Origin of the sequence: Kitasatospora sp. NPDC056651 (assembly GCF_042792155.1) — a bacterium.
Lineage (GTDB): Bacteria > Actinomycetota > Actinomycetes > Streptomycetales > Streptomycetaceae > Kitasatospora.
Genome location: NZ_JBHTWX010000057.1, coordinates 34,320 through 52,920, shown reverse-complemented (window position 1 = coordinate 52,920; position 18,601 = coordinate 34,320). Strand labels below are relative to the sequence as shown.

The window sequence follows — 18,601 nt, the reverse complement described above, 5'->3', positions numbered from 1 at the left end:
GCCCCTGGACGGGAGGCCGCCCTCCGGCGGGCGGGGCACCGGGGCGGATCAGGTCCCGGCGAGCGGGAGGGAGGCGGCGACCACCTGGCCCAGTGCCACCGCCCGCTCCAGCGCCTGGCGCAGCAGGTCCTCGCGGGGCTGGCGGCCGACCATGCCGGCCGGGACGGCGTACATGGTCACCTCGGAGAGCTGGCTCGCGGCCATCCGCCAGGCGTCGGTGACCTGGAGCGGCTGGTGCGCCTGCCACCAGCCGGTGCTGCCGCCGGCCGCGGCGGGCTGGAGGACCGCGTGCAGTTTGCCCATCGCGACCAGGACCGACCAGCCGGGCAGCTGCTCCGGCGTCTCGTCCAGGTCGGTGACGGGCTGGAAGCCGGCGTCCTGGAGCAGGTCGAGGAACTCGTCCTCGCCCGAGGTGCTGCCGGGGCGGCCGACCGGACCGGTCGGCTCGACCACCAGTGAGGCGTGTCCGACCTTGCCGTGCAGGACCAGTCCGCAGGTGATGCCGAGGATGGCGGCCTGGCCGGGCGCGCTCTGCCGGCCCGGGTCCGGCACGGCGGGGGCGGCCGGGGCCGGCGCCGGGACGGGCTGCGCGGGGGCGGGGGCGGTGGGGACGGCGAGGTCCGGGGCGCCGGTGTGCGACTGGCTGATGCTGCGGACGGCGCCGGCCAGCTGCTCCTCGGAGACCGGGACGACCTGGGAGGGGATGCAGCGGGCGTGCGCGAAGGCGAGGACGGCGGTCTCCTCGCCGACGAACAGCACGGTGCTGGTGGGCTCCAGGTGCGTGTCGCCAGGGGTTCGGCAGGAGGTGCATTCGTAGCCGTCGGGGGCGCGGTCGCCGCCCAGCAGGCGGTCGGCCTCGTCGTCGCCGATCTCGGACCGGACCTCGTCGCTGACGTCGAGCATGCGCTGCACAGGGTCTCCTCGGATGGGTGTGGATGGGGTTCGGGGGCGGACACGGGGAGGTCGACATGTCCAACGGGCCCTTGTGTCAGGCGTCACGGGTGCCCGTCGAGGCTGACGGGAATTGCTCCGGATCCGACCGCGAGGCGTGTTCTCTTGGTCGCAATCTGTCGATGTCGGTGCAGGGACTGCCGGAACGTCCTGGTGAGGTGAGTCACGCCGCCCGGATGTTTGATCTAGGAATCGACGGTAAAAGCGGACATTCCGGGCGCGATTGTGCGGGTCTTACCGCCGGTAACCCTTGGCTGAGCTGGGCAGACCGTCGAATTTTTGATCTACCTGCCGACCGACTCGTAGCTTCTTGGGCGGCGCAACGAGCGCCACCCGGGTTCACCCCCGACGCACCGCCCCCCGGCCCGCCGGGAGCGGCAGGTGCCCGCCGACGCGACCGCTCGAACGGGTCGCCGGCGAGCGGCTGGGTGGCCGGGGCGGCAGCGGCACGTCCGACACGTGCACGGCCGTCCGACGGACGCGGCAAGCGAAAGCGGCCCTCTCCAGGGCCTGGTTCCGCATGCCCGCCCGGGGCTGTCGAGAGGAACCCCATGACCTTCCGTCACGAGACCGCCGCTGCCACCACCTCCGCCGCCACCAAGCGCAACCGCGTTCGGATGGCCGTCGTGGCGGGCGCCGCTGTCGCGGCCCTGCCGGTGGCCGGCCTCGTCACGGCCACCTCGGCCTCCGCCGCCTCCGTCTCCACCTGGGACGCCGTCGCCCAGTGCGAGAGCGGCGGCAACTGGGCCATCAACACCGGCAACGGTTTCTACGGCGGTCTGCAGTTCACCTCCAGCACCTGGGCCGCGTTCGGTGGCACCGCCTACGCCTCGCAGGCCAACCTGGCCACCAAGGCGCAGCAGATCGCCGTCGCCGAGAAGGTCCTCGCCTCGCAGGGCCCGGGTGCCTGGCCGGTCTGCTCCGTCAAGGCCGGTCTGACCAAGGGCGGCGCCCCGGCCGCCGTCGACACCTCGGCCGGCTCGACCGCCGCCAAGCCGGCGCAGACCCCGAAGGCCGCCGCCAAGCCGGCCGAGGCCCCGAAGGCCGCTCCCAAGGCCCAGGCCGCGCCGAAGAACGACGCCGCGCCGAAGGCTGCCGCGCCGAAGTCCGACGTCCGCAAGGCTGCGCCGAAGGCCGACCAGGGTGCCAAGTCCTGGAAGGGTTCGAACGCCGCCAAGCCGGCCGCCAAGGGCGACTACACCGTCAAGGCCGGTGACACCCTGAGCTCCATCGCCGCCGCGCAGGGCCTGGACTGGCACGACCTGTACAAGAACAACGCCCAGGTCATCGGTGGCAACGCGGACCTGATCTTCCCGGGTCAGACCCTCAGCATCTGAGGTTCCCCCTGGCGGTTCGGGCCGCTTGAGCGCCTCGAATCCCTTGAGAGCCCTGAACGCTCTGAGCCCCTTGGGCCTCTTGGATCCCTTGGATCCCTTGGATCCCTTGGGCCCCGGAGCATCGCGCGAGGCTGACAGCGGCCGCCCGGGCTCCGCCGCACAGCTGCCGCCCGATCGGGCGGCGACGCGCTCGGCTTCCTCCACGGCCGCTCTTCCGCCGCGCGGATCCCTCCGCCGGGTGGGGGAGCGGCCGTCGGTGTCGGTACGGGCGGGACCGCGACCGGGCCCGCGCGGGCCCGGTGCGGGAGGATGGCGGGGTGATCCAGGGCGAGCTGTTCGATGACCCGCGCGGTGGCCCGGGCGGGGACTCGGGCGGGGACTCGGGCACGCGTCGGCGCTCCGAGCCGGCCCCCGGCGCCGTCCTGCTCCCCGGCTGGCTGGACCTCGACGCCCAGCGCCGCCTGGTCGCCGCCTGCCGGGACTGGGCCCGCCCGCCCGCCGGTCTGCACACCGTGCGGATGCCCACCGGCGGGACGATGTCCGTGCGGATGGTGAGCCTCGGCCTGCACTGGTACCCGTACGGCTACCGGCGGGTCGCCGAGGACGGCGCACCGGTCAAGCCGTTCCCGTCGGTGCTCGGGGAGCTGGCGCGCAGGGCCGTCGTCGAGGCGTACGGGCCGGCGCTGGGGGAGATCGAGGGCGCCGCGTCGTACGAGCCGGACATCGCGATCGTCAACCACTACGCGCACGGCGCGAAGATGGGCCTCCACCAGGACCGCGACGAGCGCGCGGACGCGCCGGTGGTCTCGCTCTCGCTCGGCGACGGCTGCGTGTTCCGGCTCGGGAACACCGAGACCAGGACCCGGCCGTGGACCGACCTGGAGCTGTGCAGCGGCGACCTACTGGTCTTCGGTGGTCCGGCCCGGTTCGCGTACCACGGGGTGGTGCGGACGCTGCCGGGGACGGCCGATCCGGCGCTGGGGCTGACCGGGCGGCTCAACATCACGGTCCGGCAATCGGGGCTGGTGGTGTAGCCGTGGGTCCCCGCCGACGGGTTCGGTCGGACGGCGGTTTCGGGCGGGCGACGGGTTCGGGCGGGCGACGGTTTCGGTTACTCGTTCGAGTGAACTGGGGGCTCCGACCCGCTGCGCGGGAATGACCCGGGTCGCCAGAGGATTCGAGTGAGCTGGAGAATTCGTTCGGAGTCCCGAGAGGAAGCGTGAGCATGGGTACCCCCGTCGACGACCTTGTCGATCTGCTCGACCTTGAGCAGATCGAACTCAACATCTTCCGGGGGCGCAGCCCCGAGGAGGCGCTGCAACGGACGTTCGGCGGCCAGGTCGCCGGGCAGGCGCTGGTCGCGGCGGGGCGCACGGTGGACGACGAGCGCCCGGTCCATTCGTTGCACGCCTACTTCCTGCGCCCCGGACTGCCCGGCGTGCCGATCGTCTACCAGGTCGACCGGATCCGCGACGGCCGCTCCTTCACCACCCGCCGGGTGCTCGGCATCCAGGGCGGCCGGTCGATCTTCGCGCTCACCGCCGACTTCCACAGACCGGAGGAGGGCGGCATCGAGCACCAGTTCCCGATGCCGTCGGTGGCCGGCCCCGAGGAACTGCCCAGCGCCCTGGACGAGGTCGGCTCCCGGCTCGGCGAGCTGCCCCCGTTCATCAGCCGCCGCCAGCCCTTCGACATCCGTTACGTGGACCGACTGCGCTGGACGGAGGCGGAACTGGAGGGTGTCGAGGCACGCAGCGGCGTCTGGCTCCGCACCAACGGCCCGCTGCCGGACGACCCGCTGATCCACGTCTGCGCCCTCACCTACGCCAGTGACATGACGCTGCTGGACGCCGTCCGCGCCCCGGTCGAACCGCTGTGGGGCGAGCGGAACTTCGACATGGCCTCGCTCGACCACGCGATGTGGTTCCACCAGCCGTTCCGGACGGACGACTGGCTGCTGTACCAGCAGGAGTCCCCGATCGCGCACGGCGCGCGAGGCCTGGCGCGCGGGCAGATCTTCGACCGGAACGGGCAGCTGGTGGTGTCCGTGGTGCAGGAGGGGCTGTTCCGTCCGCTGAAGCGCCGTGACGGGTAGGTGATCGGTATGGTCCGTGCCATGCTCGGAGCCCTGTCCGGTGTCGCGCCTGGTGTCGTGCCCGGCGCCGTGCCGCGCGCTGCGCCCGGTGTTGCGGTGCCGTGTCGTGTCGTGTTCGGTGCCTTGCCCCGTGTTGTGCCGCGTGTCGGCGCGTTGCCGCCGTGTTGCGGTTTCGGCGGTCTCGGACCGACGGGAATGATCCGTCCGCGCGGACGGTGTTGTGGATGACCGAGACGGGCGGCCCGAACCGCGGGCCGTCCGCGGACCGATCGGGAGGGTGGACCGATGACGGCGACGGCCGCGGAGGACTGGAAGCACTGGAGTGACGGCCGGGCGGCGTCGGTGAGCGCGTTGCACGGCCCGCTGTCACTCACCGGCACGCACTGGCTGGAGCCGGAGCCCGCCGGGGTCCCCGGCCTGCCCGGGCTCTGGTGGGCCGACACCGAGGGCGTCCGGGTCCGGGCGGCGGCGGCCGACGGCATCACGGTCGACGGCGCGGCCGCCCCCGTGGACGGCGAGGTGCTGCTCCGCCCGGACAGCGACCCGGACGCCGACACCGCCAGGCTGGGCGACGCGCTGCTCGTCCCGATCGAGCGCGAGGGCGAACTGGCCCTGCGGGTCCTCGACCCGGCCGCGCCGCGCCGGACGGCCTTCGTGGGCATCTCGGCCTACCCGTACGCGCCCGAGTGGGCCGTGCCCGCCGTCTTCACCCCGTTCGCGGACGGCGACGCACGGTCGGTCGTGGTCCCGAACGCCGACGGCAAGGAACGTCCGCTGGCCGTCACCGGGCAGATCGCCTTCACGGTGGCGGGTGAGCACCGCACGCTGACCGTCAGCCGGGCGGGCAGGCGGCTCACCGGTGTGATCGCGGACGCGACCAGCGGCATCGACACCTACCGCTTCCGCTTCATCACCCTGCCGGCGCCGGACGCCGAGGGCCGCACCGTCCTCGACCTCAACCGGGCCTACCTGCCGCCGTGCGCCTTCTCGGACCACTTCATCTGCCCGTTCCCGCCGCCGGGCAACCGGCTGGACTTCGCGGTGGAGGCGGGGGAGAAGCAGGTGCTGAGCCGGTAGCGGACGGGGGCCCGGGGTCCCTCCGGCGCCGGGGTGCGCCAGAGGGGCGCCCGGGGTGTGTCCGGGGTGTGTCTGGGCCGTGCCGGGGCCGTGGCCGGGTGGGCCCCGGTGCCGGGGCGGCCGGGAGAGGGGCGGAGCATGGGGGACCATGCCGGACAATCAGCATCCCACTCCGTCCTCCTCGCCCTCCTCCGCCGAACCCGAACCCGACTCCGATCCCGAACCCGGTTCCGGGCCGGGGCCGACGGCGGCCGCCGCGTCACCCTGGTACCGGCGGGCGTTCGCCGACCTCAGCCCGCTGCGCGACAGTCCCGACTACCGCCGGGTCTGGGCCGGGCAGGCCGTCTCCTCCATAGGCCAGCAGATGACGGCCGTCGCCGTCTCCGTCCAGGTCTACGACCTGACCGGGTCCGCCTTCGCGACCGGCCTGGTCGGCATCTTCTCCCTCGTCCCGCTGGTCGCCTTCGGCCTCTACGGCGGAGCGATCGCCGACACCGTCGACCGGCGGCGGCTGGGCCTGATCGGCTCGGGCGGTCTGGCGGTCGTCTCCGCCGTCCTCGCCGCGCAGGCACTGGCAGGTCTCGGCCTGGTCGCCGTCCTGTACGTCGCCGTCGCCGTCCAGGCGGGCTTCTTCGCACTCAGCTCGCCCGCCCGCTCCGCGATGATCCCCCGCCTGGTGCCCAGCCACCAGCTCCCGGCGGCGAACGCCCTGAACACCGTCAGCATGAACCTCGGCCTCACCGTCGGCCCGATGCTCGGCGGCGTCCTCATCGGCGCGTACGGCGCCCAGGCCGCCTACCTGGTCGACACCGTCGCCTTCACCGCCACCCTGTACGCGATGTGGCGACTGCCCGCCATGCGGCCGCTCGGCGAGCGCAAGGGCCGCGCCTCCGTCCTCGACGGCCTCCGCTTCCTGCGCGAGCAGCCCAACCTGCGCACCAGCTTCCTCGCCGACCTGGCCGCGATGGTCTTCGGCATGCCGCGCGCCCTCTTCCCCGCCATCGCGGTCACCTTCTACGGCGGCGACGCCGGCACCGTCGGCCTGCTGGTCTCCGCCCCGGCCGTCGGCGCCCTGGTCGGCGCGCTCTTCTCCGGCTGGGTCGGCCGGGTGCACCGCCAGGGCGTCGCCATCCTCGTCTCGGTCGCCGCCTGGGGCCTGGCCATCGCGGCCTTCGGCGCCCTCCACAACCTCTGGCTCGGCCTCCTGCTGCTCGCGGTCGCGGGCTGCGCCGACACCGTCAGCATGATCTTCCGCAACACGATGATGCAGGTCGCGGCCCCCGACGAGATGCGCGGCCGCCTCCAGGGCATCTTCATCGTGGTCGTGGCCGGCGGCCCCCGCCTCGGCGACTTCGAGTCCGGCACCGTCGCCGCCCTCACCAACCCCACCACCTCCGTGATCACCGGCGGCCTCGCCTGCGTCGCCGCCGTCCTCCTCCTCGCCGCCCGCCGCCCCGCCTTCCTCGCCTACGACGCCCGCCACCCGACCCCCTGACCCACCCACCCCCGAACCTGGCAGCGAGCACCCCCCGACGTGCTGTATTGTTTTCCACGTCGCCGGGACAACCGGAGACAAGGTCGAGAAGCCCACAGCAGAGCCCCCCAGGCCCTTGCTACGGGATCCGAGACCACGGGACGTGGCGCAGCTTGGTAGCGCACTTGACTGGGGGTCAAGGGGTCGCAGGTTCAAATCCTGTCGTCCCGACTGTGAAGTCGCTTGTGAGAGCGGGTACTTGGGAAACCAAGGGCCCGCTCTTGCTGGTTTTCGGGGCTCGTTTTTTGGTCCCGGGTGGTCCCAAAATGGTCCCCGGGTATGGCCGCAGGTCCGCCGCCATTCGTTGCTCCAGTGGCTGGTGTGCGGATTGTTCTTCGATCTCAAGGTGAAGTGCGAGACCTCCTTGCCGTTTTGCTGGAGCGAGGCGTGGTGGCGCACTTGACCCTTGGTCAAGTGCGCCGGGTGCGGGTCAAGTGGGTCAAACTGGTTTATATCTGGGCATTTCTAAGGCCTTTCTGACGCTTACTGCTTGCCGTGGCGTGACTCGGGCGGCATCGGAGCGGCTCGTCAGCGGCCATTTCGAGGCGATGGCAGTTACGGCGTGTTACCAGCGGCGGGTGATCTGGCCGTCGCGTTGGAGCTTCTCGAGGTGATGGGTGAGGGCTTGGCCGGCTTCCAGGATCCGGAGCACGTCGGGTGGAAGTAGCGCTGGGTGGTGGTGATGAGCCGGTGGCCTGCGATTTCCTTGAGGATGTGCGGAAGGATGCCGGCGTCGGCCATCCAGGTCAGGCCGGTGTGGCGCAGGTCGTGGCGGCGCAGGTGTTCGTAGTCGAGGTCCCGGGTGACGTCGTCCCAGCGGGTGGCGTCACGCAGGACTGCGGTGCTGATGCGACCGCCGCGCGGGCCGGTGAAGAGGCGGCCGTCCGGGTCGCCTCGCGTCGCTTGGAGCCGCCTGATGATGAGCGGGCGCAAAGGTTCGATGATCGGGATGAGGCGGGCGACCCTACCCTTGGTGTGTTTGTCGACCAGCCCGCCGGGGGCGGGGGTGGTCTGTCGGCGGCAGGTCAGGAGCCACTTGTCGGTATCGACGTCGCGGGCCCGGACTCCGGAGACCTCGCCGATCCGAGTGGCAGTGCAGGCGCTGTGGACGACGACATCACCCCATCCGCGATTGTGGTTGTATGAGGCTGCGACCAGGGCATCGGCGAGTTCGGTGAGGGTGTCCCAGTCGCGCAGGGCGAGGGAGCGGGGGTCCCGCAGTTCGTCTTCGACCTGCTGGTATTCGCGCTGCCAGCCGGTGATGTGGGCGGGGTTGCGTTCGAGGATGCCGTCCACGATGGCCTGCTCGAAGATGAGGGGGAGCATGGCGAGGGTGTTCTTGATGGTGGAGCGGCTGCAGCCGTCGGCGATCCAGCCGAATACGGCCGCAGTGATGAGAGCGGTGGTGATCAGGCGGAGGGGGAGCCGCCCGAGCTCGGGCTCGATCCGCAGGTGCCAGCCGGCGAGGTAGGGGGCGTGTGGGTGGTTTCTGGCCGGGCGGGTGCCCGCCTTTCTCGCATACTGGCCTGCGCGATCCCCCGCTCGACCGCCCTGTGTCTGCTCATGCGCCAGGCGGTACCGCCGTGGCGTGTCCCGCGTGTGCTCGGCGTCGATGACTTCGCCCTCAAACGCCGACACCGCTACGCGACCGTGCTCATCGACGCCGAGACCGGCGAGCGGATCGACGTCCTGCCCGATCGAACCACCCAGACCCTGGTCGCGTGGCTGCGCGAGCATCCCGGGGCCGAGTACGTCTGCCGCGACGGCTCCGGCTCCTACGGCGAGGCGATCCGCCAGGCCCTGCCCGAAGCAGTGCAGGTCAGCGACGGGTGGCACTTGTGGAGCAACCTGTGCGGCAAAGTCCTGGCCGAGGTCCGCTCCCACGCCGCCTGCTGGGCGACCGCGGTGAACCCCGCCCGGCCCGGGGGCGTTCGCGAGCAGACCACCCGCGAGCGCTGGCAGTAGGTCCACGGCCTGCTCGGCCAGGGTGTCGGGTTGCTCGAATGCGCCCGGCGCCTCGACGTCGCGCTGAACACCGTCAAGCGGTACGCCCGCATGAAGGAACCCACCGCAGAGCGCCGCGCGCCCCGCTACAAGCCCACACTGGTCGATCCCTACCGCCATCACCTGCGCCGACGCCGAGTCGAGGACCCCGCGGTGCCCGTCACCCACCTCCTGCGCGAGATCAAGGAGCTCGGCTACATCGGCAGCGCCAACCTCCTGGTCCGCTGCATCACCCAGGGCCGCGCCGAGGGCGACAAGCCCGTCACCACCCCGCAGCGCTTCGCCCGCCTCATCCTCACCCGCCCAGAGAGCCTGCGCGACAGGGACAGCACCCTGCTGGGGGAACTCACCAAGGCATGCCCCGAGATGAACGAACTCGCCTGCCTGGCCGCAGAGTTCGCGCAACTACTGGCGCCGGCCGAGGGCAACGACACCAAGCTCACCGACTGGATCACGTCAGTTCGCTCCGTCGACCTACCCCACCTGCGAGCCTTCAGCAACGGCCTCGAACTCGACCGCGCCGCTGTCAACGCCGGACTCACCCTCTCGCACCACAACGGCCGCACCGAGGGCGCCAACACGCGAACCAAGCGGATCATGCGCCAGATGCGCGGCCGAGCCGGGTTCCCCCTACTCCGCCACCGCATCCTCCTCCAGTGATCATCACATAGCGCTACCGTCGATTACGAGACAGCGCCGTTCTTTTTGCAGACCCGGCCCGGACCATCGGGTCGGTGTGGCTCGACAGCGGCAGTCCGGGCGACCGCGCTGATCAGGGCGACCTGTCGGGCCCGGCCGTCAGCACCTCCGACGAGGTGAGGGGAAGCACGTACTCCTTCGCCAACTGCGCGAGGTGGAGCGGGAGGGGGTACGCCAGTGGCGGGTAGTCGTCGTGGTAGCGGAGTTGATGGGTCAGGGTGGCCAGGTCGAGCGGACGGTCGGCGGAGCTCTCGGAGGAGTGGCGGCCGAGCACGGTGATCTCCAGGAGCTTGGGGTTCCAGGCCGTCGTCCCGGGCGAGGTGCGGCCACCCGGGGCCGGGAGGAGCTTCATCAGGTTCTTGGGCCTCGCAGCGGTGGGCGGGGTGCCGGTGATGCTGGTGAACACGCGGCCGTGGGGATCCGGGGCGGGAGCCCAGACTCCCTCGGAGAAGCCGATCCTGCCGGACCCGTCGTGGGCGTACCACTCCGGCACCTCGCCCCGTCCGTTCCCGTCCCGCACCAGGACCATCCGGAGGTGCTCGCCGTAGAGCGCGATGCGCTGGGCCGGTCCGGTGCCGAAGGCGAGCAGGTCACGACTCAGTGCGCCGTTGCGCAGTGCCGGCCAGCACTGGCGGAGGTTTCCCGAGTTGGCCAGCAGTAGGGTGGGCCGGTCGCGCAGTTGGAAGAGGAGCGTACGGATCTGGCGTTCGAGTTCCGCCCGGGGGGCCGGGGCTGTCTCCAAGAGGGAGAGGAGCATCTTGGGGTAGGACACCCACTCGGCCCGGCCCGCGTCCCAGCCGGAGAACGTGCCCGGGTCCCCGTCGGCGCGGAACCGGACCGCGACCAGCCGGCGGTCCGGGGTCCGGGTGGGCCCGTTCTTGGTGCAGCGGACCAGCCAGAGAGCGGCGTACTGCAGGTCCGCCGGAACGGCGTCGCCCACCCGGTGAGGTGGCGGGCTGATGGCACCCAACTGTCGGAAGGCGTCCAACCAGGCCGATTTCGCCCGGTGGTCCAAGTCGGCGCTGCCGGGCTCCGGCAGGTTGATGAACTGGGTGAGCCTGCCCCGGCGTCCGTGTGCCACCCGCAGGGCGTGCTTGGGATCGGAATCGGGCACCGAGGCGAAGTGTTCCTTGCCCGCGATCTCGGCGATCACCAGACCGATCCCCTCGGACGTCCGGTGGTCCGCCGCCACCAAGGCGCAGCGCTGCTCGATGCCCTCCGCGAGACGGACCGCCGGTCGGCGCTTGCGGTCGGTGGCGATCCGCAGGGCGCTCGCCGACTCCCCCGCCGGCCGGGCCCGGACCACGATCCGGATACCGTCGGCCACCCAGCTCGTGCCACCGTCCTCGTCCGTCACGCGCCCCGGGGCGAGGCCGATGACCTTCGGAAGGGCGGTCAGGAGCGCGTCCCTCGTTTCCGGGGCCTGCCAGAGGATCTCCACGTCCAGTGGCCGCCCTCCGAGCGCTCGGCCGAGGAGGGCACGTCGGGCCAGCGCTTGTTGTGCCTCCCTGCTGCCCGGCGCGCTCTTCCTGGTCTGCCGGGGAAGCAGGGCAGGGGTGTTCCGCCGGGTAACCCGGCTCAGGTCTGCGCACCGGCGGAGGACCGGGCTCAGGGTCTGCCCGATCCACGTGTCCAGACCGGCCCGTTCCCTGGGCATCAGGCCCGCGCCGACCTCGTGCGGCCCGAGCACGGGGTGGTAGACGATTCCGGCCACGACGTCCTGACTCCCGTTCAGCCACTTCTCGGGCGCTGTGAAGAGCTCCTCCGCTTCGGGGAACCGGCGGGTGATGTCCAGCTCGGCGAGCAGCGGGGCGGGGCTGCGCCGCTTCCAGCCGATCTCCTTCGAACTCCATTCGTATCCGAGGGAGTTCACCATGAGTCGATAGCCGCGGTCCGGCCCTTCGGGCCACGGCAGCGGGGCGTCCAACAGTACGGTCGCCCCGCCCAGCTTCCATCGGGGGATCTCGATCCGGGTGGCCCAGCGACGCACCCCGGTGGCCACGTGCACGCGGAACTGCCGGGCGAAAGGCACGGTGTGGACGGTGACGGTCAGGTGCGCCGAGTAGTACCAGGTCCGGTTGCGGCGCTGGTACTGCAGGGGCGGCCACGAGACCAGGTCCACCCCGCTCGTGCCGGAACTGACGACCCGGAACCGGAGGACGCCGCCGTCCGTTCGAAATGGGGTGCCCGCCAAGCGGAAGGCCACGGCTTCTGGGAGCAGGTGGTAGAGCCGGCCGAGCGGCTCGGCGGTCCCCCCTGCGGACTCGACCGTCTCTGTGAGGTCGACCCGCTCGGCCTCCCAGTCGGGCAGGACCGGCGCCCCGGTCCCTTCCTCCGCTTTCAACTGCTGTTCGAGGTCGATCTCGTCGTCCTCACCGTCCGACAGGCCGGCCGCCCAGGTGCCGATCAGTGGTGCGAGGACCTGCTTCGGGACGGGTTCGCGTGCGTAGAGCCACGGCAGTCGGCCGTCGGATCCGGCGTTGCGGCCGGTGGCCAGCACCCCCGGAGCCCACGCCCGCAGCAGCGAATGGAGCCGGCCGAGGGCGAGGTAGGGCTGGTTACCGCCGCGCGGCTGTTCCTGGCGTAGCACCAGATCTTGCCGCAGGTCCTCCCCGAGCCGCAGGACGCGCAGGTCCTGCTCCCAGGGTCCGTATCCGGGGTCCGGTTCGTAGGCGAGGGTGCGGATGGATTGGTAGATGACGGTTCTCCTCTGTCGTGGGCTGTCGGAAGGAACGGAGGCGAGGGGGAGATGCCGCTAGCGCCACCTCAGGCGGCCAGCAGCGGCTGAGTCAGACAGCGGCCGAGCATGTGCCACAGCGGCCGGTAGAGCGCGCGCACGATGAACTCCTCGTCGGGAGGTGTCGCACCGTCGAGGAAGTACGGGTCGAGCACCTCCTGGATGCTGTGCAGCAGGCTGGACCTGACGGTGTCCTCGGTGGCCGGGGATGACGCGCGGTTCGGGGCGAAGGCCGCGTCGACGAAGACCACTCGGGCCGGGACTCCGCCGCGTACCAGTCGGCCGATGACCTGCCACATCAGCACGAGGATGTCCCAGGTGACCGGTACCCGGTCCTCGTTGAGATGGCTCCAGGCCATGGACCGTTGCAGCACCCGGTACCAGTACGACCTCGCCTCGCGGCGGACCGCCTCGACGCCGTCCTCCAGGCTGTCGCCACTACGGACCCACGCCTCGAACCGGTGGTCCTGCTGGGCCCGGACGATCCAGTCGTTGACCGCGTGGACCGCGAGGGAGAGGTCGTCCGGATGCGGGTTGGGACGGGCGAGGAAGTAGACCGAACCGATGGCGGCCTCGTCCTGGCAGTTGAGGATGTTATGCCCCCGCTCGACCGAGAGCAGGGGCGCCACCAGGATGTCCGCCTCCAGGTGACGGAGCCTCTCCACGTCACCGCGGCGCAGAGTCCGGGCTCGGTGCGCCGATGGGTTCTCGTCGCCCTCGTCGATCTCCTCGTCGTCCGAGACCAGGCAGAGCACCTTGTCCTTCCAACGGCCATTGAGATTGTGCAGGGTGTCCGCGACCAGACGTGCTTCCCGGTAACTGCCCACCAGCAGCAGGATCTGGTCCCGGCCCGGCGGAAGCGACATCAGCTCCGTCTCCAGCGGCCCGCCGGCCTCGACGTCGTCCGCGGCGGCCCCGAGCCAGGTCGCGATGCGGCGCAGCCTCTCGGGCCGTTCCTCCGGAGGGCTCCCCGACACACGCAGCTTCAGCGGACCGTCGTCGATGAACTCGAAGCGCATCTCGCTCTCCTCCGCGATGCGCTCCATCACCTCCGGCCGCGGCTGGATCACGACGCCGACGGGCACCTGGACGTGGTACCGACTGGACCTCCCCGCCCAACTACTGCCCGACATCAGCAGTACCTGGGCCCCGGGCCGTCCGTCGACCTCGGTCAATCCCGGGATGGCGCGGAGCAGTTCACGCCCCACACCACTGCACCGGAAGAACGTCAGCTCACCGCTGCGGACTCCTTCGCCGTCCTTGCCCTGCACCAGGAACTGGAAGCCGAGCACATTGCCCATCGGCGCCTCGGGCACCATAGGGGCGTAGTCGTTGGGCCGTCGATACATCTCGCTGAATCCGAGACCGAGCGCGGCCTCGACCCGCGGCCACATGGCGTTGATCAGAGCCAGCCTCGGTTCCAGCGCGCACAACAGCACGGTGAGCTCGAAACGGTCCGCCAGTTCTTCGCGCCACTCGCCCGGGGTCGGTGGCGGAGGGGTCTCCCGCCCGACCCGGCGGCCGCCGCGTTGCCGCTGCTGCCGGGCCGCCTCCTTCGACCGCCAGACGGCCAACGCCTCCCGGTGCTCCGCCTCCTTCTCGGCCATGAAGGTCCGGTCCAGCCCGAACACGGAGTCGACGTTGGCCAGCAGGCGGGCCCGGGTCTGCTCGGGATTGCCGGTGTGCAGAAGCTCGTTGAGCAGCACGGTGAGGTGCGAGAAGTCAGCCTCGCTCCGCCTCGCACGGTCCCCGAAGGGGTTTTCGCGGAACGCCTCCAGCAGGTGCTGCCGCCCCTCCAGCGGCGCTCGGTGCGGATGGTCCGGCGCCGCGTCTTGCGGCAGGGCGAAGCGTTCGTTGAGCAGGTCCGACTGGAGCGTCCAGGCACTGAAGTAGCCCCGCCCCACCCAACGGCGCAGCCGGTAATGGCCTACCAGCATTGCGTGCAGCCGGTCGGTCGCCGCCACTGCGGTGTTGAGCGCGGCAACGAAGACCGCCACGTCGCGCTCGGAGAGTTGGGTGCGACCGCTCACCGCGAGTTCACGGATCTTGTGACGGCTCAGCCAGTCGATCAGTCCTCGTTCCTCGTCCGCGGCCAGGAGGACCGCGGGGGCGAAGATCTGGTCGAGGTGCATCTGAACCCGGTCGGCCTCGTCGATGATCATCAGGTCGCCGCGGCGGCAAGCCAGTTCGAAGTAGCGGATGCGCTCGCCGTTCTGCGGGTACGGCGGGGCGGAGTCGATCAGACTCGGCAGGGTGGCGACCCAGATGGCCGCACCTACCAGAGCCCGGGAGCCATGGTGCCGGGGACAGGCGGACCAGTACGGGCATGTCTCGTTCTGCTTCTGCCACTCGGGAGGATGCGAACGGCCCTTGTAGCGCCGCGGGTCCGCGGGCGAACGCAGCCGGTTGCAGGGCGACTCGCCGTAGGTGAGCGGCTCGCTGGCCCCGTCGCGGAGCATGAGGTTCAGCACGCAGGACGTTCCCAGGTAGGCGAAGGCCGGATCGTCGTGCGCCAGTAGCCGGTGCTCACCCCGGCCAGCCAGTCGGCGGTGAAGGCGCTGGGCGTGCCGCTCGCGGCCGGAGGCCCCGAGCACGGGCGCCGCCGCTCCGGCGGTGTACCGGTTGTAGAGCTCGACCAGCTTCAGGACCTCGGCCACGTCGGGGACCACGACGGTGGTGCGCCTGCCCTTGTTCGCGAGGTGGACCGCGATGACGTCCCGGAGCGTGCTCTTGCCGGACCCGACGATGCCGAGCAGGTGCTGGATGCCGTCCACGGCGAACTCGTCCGACCGCCGGAAGGTCCCGCACTCGGCCGTGGACATCTCGAAGGCCCGCAACCGCCCGACCCATCCGGCGCCGATCACCCCGCCGCGGCCCCGGTCCACCGCGTCCATCGCGGCCGCGGTGTGGGTCAGGTCCTCCATCGAGAAGGACAGCGGTGCACCGCCACCAGCTGGAAGCAGGTCCACGTCATGGGCCACCACCGGGTCCTGGACGACCTCCGGCAGGTCGACCACTGCCAGCGACCTGCCGACCGGGAAGGCGTGCGGCCCCGGTCCGGCGACCGGCGGCCGCCGACCCGCCAACGGCGGTGCCACTGCGAGCAGCCGGTCGTACGCCTGCCACCGCTCCGGCCCCACCGAGACCTCGCGCCTGACCGCCGGGGAGTCGCCGGGCGTCACCTCGTAGCCGCGCAGCACCGTGTCCAGCCGCCGGTAGCGCTCCAACGCATCTCGCCACACCCTGCGCCGTGCCAGGGTCCAGAGCGAGTACCTGGCGACCCTGAGGGTCCGGTCCGCTCCGGCCGGCAGCGGCACCCGGTACGCACGGGCGAATCCGTACCCGCTGAACAGAACCCACGCCTGGTCCGCCGGAGCGTCCGGGGTCAATCGGTGCTGCAGGTACAGGCCGAGCTCGATCTGGCAGATGAACTCTGCGGTAGGCGTGGGTAGTTGTTCCCTAGCGTAGTGTTGGAGGTCCTGGACCGTGCTATGCAGAACCGGTGTCAGAGTGCGCACCGCGTCCTCCCATCGTCCGTGTTTCGTTGAGGACCCGCCCGTCGCGGATCCGGTGGATCAGCCCGCTCGGCCCGGTGAGTACGACCCGCTCCCCGCCGGACAGTGCCCGGGCGAAGGCCGCCTGGTAGCCCGCCGACCCGGCGAACTCCTCCGGCACGGCCACCACGACCGGTTCCGTGACGCTCCAGAACCGTTCGGCCAGCAGCGCGGGTTGGACCCGGACCTGAACGTGCAGCCGGCGAACAGGCAGCCCGTCACCCCGCAGCCGGTAGCCACCGAGGGCGCCCGGCAGGGCCTGGTGTCCGATGGCCGCCCCGTCCAGGGCTGCCAGGACCTTCTGCTCCAGGCGGAACGGCAGCGCCAGGAAAACCCTCAACGGCTTCCGCAACAGCAGCACACCAGCCGTATTCCGGACCAGTTCCATCGAGACCCCGTCCGGACAGGTCTCCCCCTCACACCAGGTGGCGGGCCCGGATACCGCCGAGAGAGAGTCGGGTGTCCTACGATCACTCAGCAGTGCGGGCAGGCCACAGGTGCCGCAGCGCAGCAAGGTGCCACCGACGATCAGCGAATCGGGTGGCGGTTGGTAGAGGTGACTGACTTGGGACCAAACCTCCCTGCTCCAGCCGCCCTTGTGCCGATCGTGCTGGTGCACCACCGGATTGAGGGCCAGGAATTGCCGGCACCGCTGGAACCGCTCCGACGGCCCGCACCGGTCGGCCAACTCGGCCAGGAGCGTCCCGGCAGCCTCCTCCGCTCCGGCCGAGGACAGCTCCAGGCAGGTGCGGGTGGGCATCAGTCCGACCGGATGGACCAGGGTCGACTCCGGGAGGACCGAGGCTGGGGGAACGTTGAAGAGGCGGTCCCCGGCGGACACCGAGCGGCACCACTCCAGCAGTTCGGGCAGGCTCATCGGAGGCGCCACGCCCAGGCCGGCGCAGTGCAGCACCATCCGGTCCAGCATCCGCTGGGCGGCGGCCGGGTACGGCAGCTGGTACGACCGCAGTCCCGTCTCCTCCGCCAACAGGGCGACGACTGTGGCGAGTTCGCGGAACAGTACGGGGCCTCCGGACGTCATCGACCCTCCTGTCGGTCCGGGCCGCTTGCGCACCAACGCGCCGTTTCGCACCGGGAACAGGCTGGCCCCGGACGGGCCGGGTAGTCTTCGTCCCAAAGCCACGGATCGACCAGCCGGTGGACCATCTCACCCGCGGCGGCCCGCGTCTCCGGTGCGAAGGGGTCGATGGCCTCCAAGTCCGCCCCGCCCGGCCGCAGGACCTCGAGTTCGATCCGAGCCCGGCCGGACCCGCCGCCCAGATCGCCCCGTGCCAGCAGCAGGACGGCCAGGGCCAGTTGTGGGTACTCCTCCAGCAGCGGGCGCCCGGACGGCCGGTCCCGTGTCGTCGTCTTGGTCTCGCGCCACACCCAGGCGTCGCCGTCCTGGTAGAGCAGGTCGGGCTTGGCCACCACCACCACCTCGGCGGCCGTGTCGTGGCGGACCACCCTGGGTTCGTTCCGGACGTCGACGGCGTTCCGGACCAGCCGGAGCGGGCAGACGGCGGCATGGCCACGCAGGAGGCGCGCCCCCATTTCACGCTCGCTCTCAGGCAGTTCGAATCCCTCGGGTACCCAGTGCTCGGGGACCTTCACGGTGCAGGGGCGCAGCGGCCCGCCGCCGTGGCGCTCGGCGAGGTACGCGTGCACGGCACGGCCGCGATCGACCGCAGCGGAGTGCTCCACCTCGTCGGCCGTCGGCAGGTGTAGTCGGCGCATCTGGTCGCGGGCCGGGCACACCTGGTGGTTCCGCCCGTTGGTGACCGACCACCATCGCCTGGTGCGCCCCGGTCGGTCGACTCCCAGCAGGCCCGGGGCCTGCCGCAGCACCGGGCAGACCGCGGTGTATGAACAGCTGGCGCAGACCGGACCGGGGCGGTACTCCTGGCCGTCCAGCAGTTCAACCAGTGCGGCGCGGCCGTGCGTCCGGTAGAGGGTCAGCGCTTCGTCCCGGCTGCCCTCGAACAGCAACCGGGCCTTCCCGTCCAGCAGGGCGAACTCGACGATCCGCACTCGTTCCGGCGCGGGCCCGGGCGCACCCTCGGCGAGCACTAGGGCCGCGGCGGCGACGAACCGATCAGGCGGCTGCTCCAGCCCCAACTTGTTCACCGGAAGCCGAAGTTCTCGCAGGCGGCCGTCCGGAGACTGCAGGCACCGTCCCCAGACCGTCAGCTGGTACTCCTCCGCGCCGCGGAGATCCGGTCCGGTCACCGCGTGGGTGTACCGCCAGGGCGCCTCCGCCTCCGACAGCGGACGGTCGGGGTGGCTCGGAAAGGCGGCGGCGTAGCTCGCCAGTGCGTGTTCAGTCCACTGCCTCAGCCCCTGGTGGACCGGCCTGGCCGGCCGGGACTCGCCACCCCGCTCAGCTTGGCTCCGGCCAAGGGCGTCGCAGGCGGCCATGAATGGACCGAAGGCAAACTGATCCAGTTTCTCCCGGGGTTGACGCATGATCGACACCGGCCGGTAGTCACGCGCCCTGAGCGCGTCGGCTGCCGGACAGCGGAGATCACCCCCCTTGAACGTGCCAACCGGAACCTTGATGCGGTGGGAGATCCGCTGCACCCCGTCCGGGGGAATCCATGAATCGGACACCAC

General features: G+C 71.4%; 11 protein-coding genes, 1 tRNA gene and 1 pseudogene. 7 read left to right on the top strand and 6 right to left on the bottom strand.

What is annotated here, in order from left to right:
• Positions 1 to 48: 48 nt before the first annotated feature.
• Complete coding sequence (locus tag ACFRAR_RS22305) at positions 49 to 903, bottom strand: hypothetical protein (protein ID WP_380699877.1); 855 nt, start codon at positions 901 to 903, stop codon at positions 49 to 51.
• A gap of 599 nt (positions 904 to 1,502) precedes the next feature.
• Between ACFRAR_RS22305 and ACFRAR_RS22300 the strand changes: the two genes are divergently transcribed.
• From ACFRAR_RS22300 to ACFRAR_RS22275, 6 genes are all read left to right on the top strand, one after another.
• Positions 1,503 to 2,288 (top strand): transglycosylase family protein, encoded by a 786-nt coding sequence (locus ACFRAR_RS22300; RefSeq protein ID WP_380699872.1) that lies wholly within the window; start codon positions 1,503 to 1,505, stop codon positions 2,286 to 2,288.
• Between the two features lie 422 nt (positions 2,289 to 2,710).
• Positions 2,711 to 3,322 carry an alpha-ketoglutarate-dependent dioxygenase AlkB family protein gene (locus ACFRAR_RS22295; protein WP_380699876.1) on the top strand — a complete coding sequence of 204 codons (612 nt, stop codon included), beginning with the start codon at positions 2,711 to 2,713 and terminating at the stop codon, positions 3,320 to 3,322.
• Between the two features lie 191 nt (positions 3,323 to 3,513).
• Positions 3,514 to 4,383, top strand: coding sequence for an acyl-CoA thioesterase (locus ACFRAR_RS22290; RefSeq protein WP_380699871.1), 870 nt, complete (start codon positions 3,514 to 3,516; stop codon positions 4,381 to 4,383).
• Positions 4,384 to 4,668: 285 nt separating this feature from the next.
• The gene (locus ACFRAR_RS22285; protein ID WP_380699870.1) at positions 4,669 to 5,460 is read left to right on the top strand and encodes a DUF1684 domain-containing protein; all 792 of its coding nucleotides are present in this window, start codon (positions 4,669 to 4,671) and stop codon (positions 5,458 to 5,460) included.
• Between the two features lie 148 nt (positions 5,461 to 5,608).
• On the top strand, positions 5,609 to 6,955 hold the full coding sequence (locus tag ACFRAR_RS22280; protein WP_380699869.1) for an MFS transporter: 1,347 nt from the start codon (positions 5,609 to 5,611) through the stop codon (positions 6,953 to 6,955).
• A 136-nt stretch (positions 6,956 to 7,091) separates the two neighbouring features.
• Positions 7,092 to 7,165: transfer RNA gene (locus ACFRAR_RS22275), tRNA-Pro, on the top strand.
• Between the two features lie 384 nt (positions 7,166 to 7,549).
• On the opposite strand, the gene ACFRAR_RS22270 is transcribed toward ACFRAR_RS22275, so the two are convergent.
• Positions 7,550 to 8,320 (bottom strand): tyrosine-type recombinase/integrase, encoded by a 771-nt coding sequence (locus ACFRAR_RS22270; protein WP_380699868.1) that lies wholly within the window; start codon positions 8,318 to 8,320, stop codon positions 7,550 to 7,552.
• Positions 8,321 to 8,485: 165 nt separating this feature from the next.
• On the opposite strand from ACFRAR_RS22270, the pseudogene ACFRAR_RS22265 reads away from it, so the two are divergent.
• Positions 8,486 to 9,658: pseudogene (locus tag ACFRAR_RS22265) on the top strand (ISL3 family transposase); the annotation flags it as partial.
• Between the two features lie 112 nt (positions 9,659 to 9,770).
• Here the strand turns inward: ACFRAR_RS22265 and ACFRAR_RS22260 are convergent.
• From ACFRAR_RS22260 to ACFRAR_RS22245, 4 genes are all read right to left on the bottom strand, one after another.
• Positions 9,771 to 12,383 carry a pPIWI_RE module domain-containing protein gene (locus tag ACFRAR_RS22260; protein WP_380699875.1) on the bottom strand — a complete coding sequence of 871 codons (2,613 nt, stop codon included), beginning with the start codon at positions 12,381 to 12,383 and terminating at the stop codon, positions 9,771 to 9,773.
• Between the two features lie 80 nt (positions 12,384 to 12,463).
• Positions 12,464 to 15,931 (bottom strand): hypothetical protein, encoded by a 3,468-nt coding sequence (locus tag ACFRAR_RS22255; RefSeq protein ID WP_380699874.1) that lies wholly within the window; start codon positions 15,929 to 15,931, stop codon positions 12,464 to 12,466.
• Positions 15,924 to 17,030 (bottom strand): hypothetical protein, encoded by a 1,107-nt coding sequence (locus ACFRAR_RS22250; protein WP_380699867.1) that lies wholly within the window; start codon positions 17,028 to 17,030, stop codon positions 15,924 to 15,926. The genes ACFRAR_RS22255 and ACFRAR_RS22250 overlap by 8 nt, the downstream gene beginning before the upstream one ends.
• Positions 17,027 to 18,598, bottom strand: a complete 1,572-nt coding sequence (locus ACFRAR_RS22245; RefSeq protein ID WP_380699866.1) for a PD-(D/E)XK nuclease family protein — start codon at positions 18,596 to 18,598, stop codon at positions 17,027 to 17,029. The genes ACFRAR_RS22250 and ACFRAR_RS22245 overlap by 4 nt, the downstream gene beginning before the upstream one ends.
• Between the last annotated feature and the right edge of the window lie 3 nt (positions 18,599 to 18,601).

Bases quoted from the DNA above. Each gene is read 5' to 3' on its own strand.
- ACFRAR_RS22300 (WP_380699872.1), top strand. From the start codon at position 1,503: ATGACCTTCCGTCACGAGACCGCCGCTGCCACCACCTCCGCCGCCACC.
- ACFRAR_RS22290 (WP_380699871.1), top strand. From the start codon at position 3,514: ATGGGTACCCCCGTCGACGACCTTGTCGATCTGCTCGACCTTGAGCAG.
- ACFRAR_RS22270 (WP_380699868.1), bottom strand. From the start codon at position 8,320: ATGCTCCCCCTCATCTTCGAGCAGGCCATCGTGGACGGCATCCTCGAA.
- ACFRAR_RS22285 (WP_380699870.1), top strand. From the start codon at position 4,669: ATGACGGCGACGGCCGCGGAGGACTGGAAGCACTGGAGTGACGGCCGG.
- ACFRAR_RS22280 (WP_380699869.1), top strand. From the start codon at position 5,609: ATGCCGGACAATCAGCATCCCACTCCGTCCTCCTCGCCCTCCTCCGCC.
- ACFRAR_RS22305 (WP_380699877.1), bottom strand. From the start codon at position 903: ATGCTCGACGTCAGCGACGAGGTCCGGTCCGAGATCGGCGACGACGAG.
- ACFRAR_RS22250 (WP_380699867.1), bottom strand. From the start codon at position 17,030: ATGACGTCCGGAGGCCCCGTACTGTTCCGCGAACTCGCCACAGTCGTC.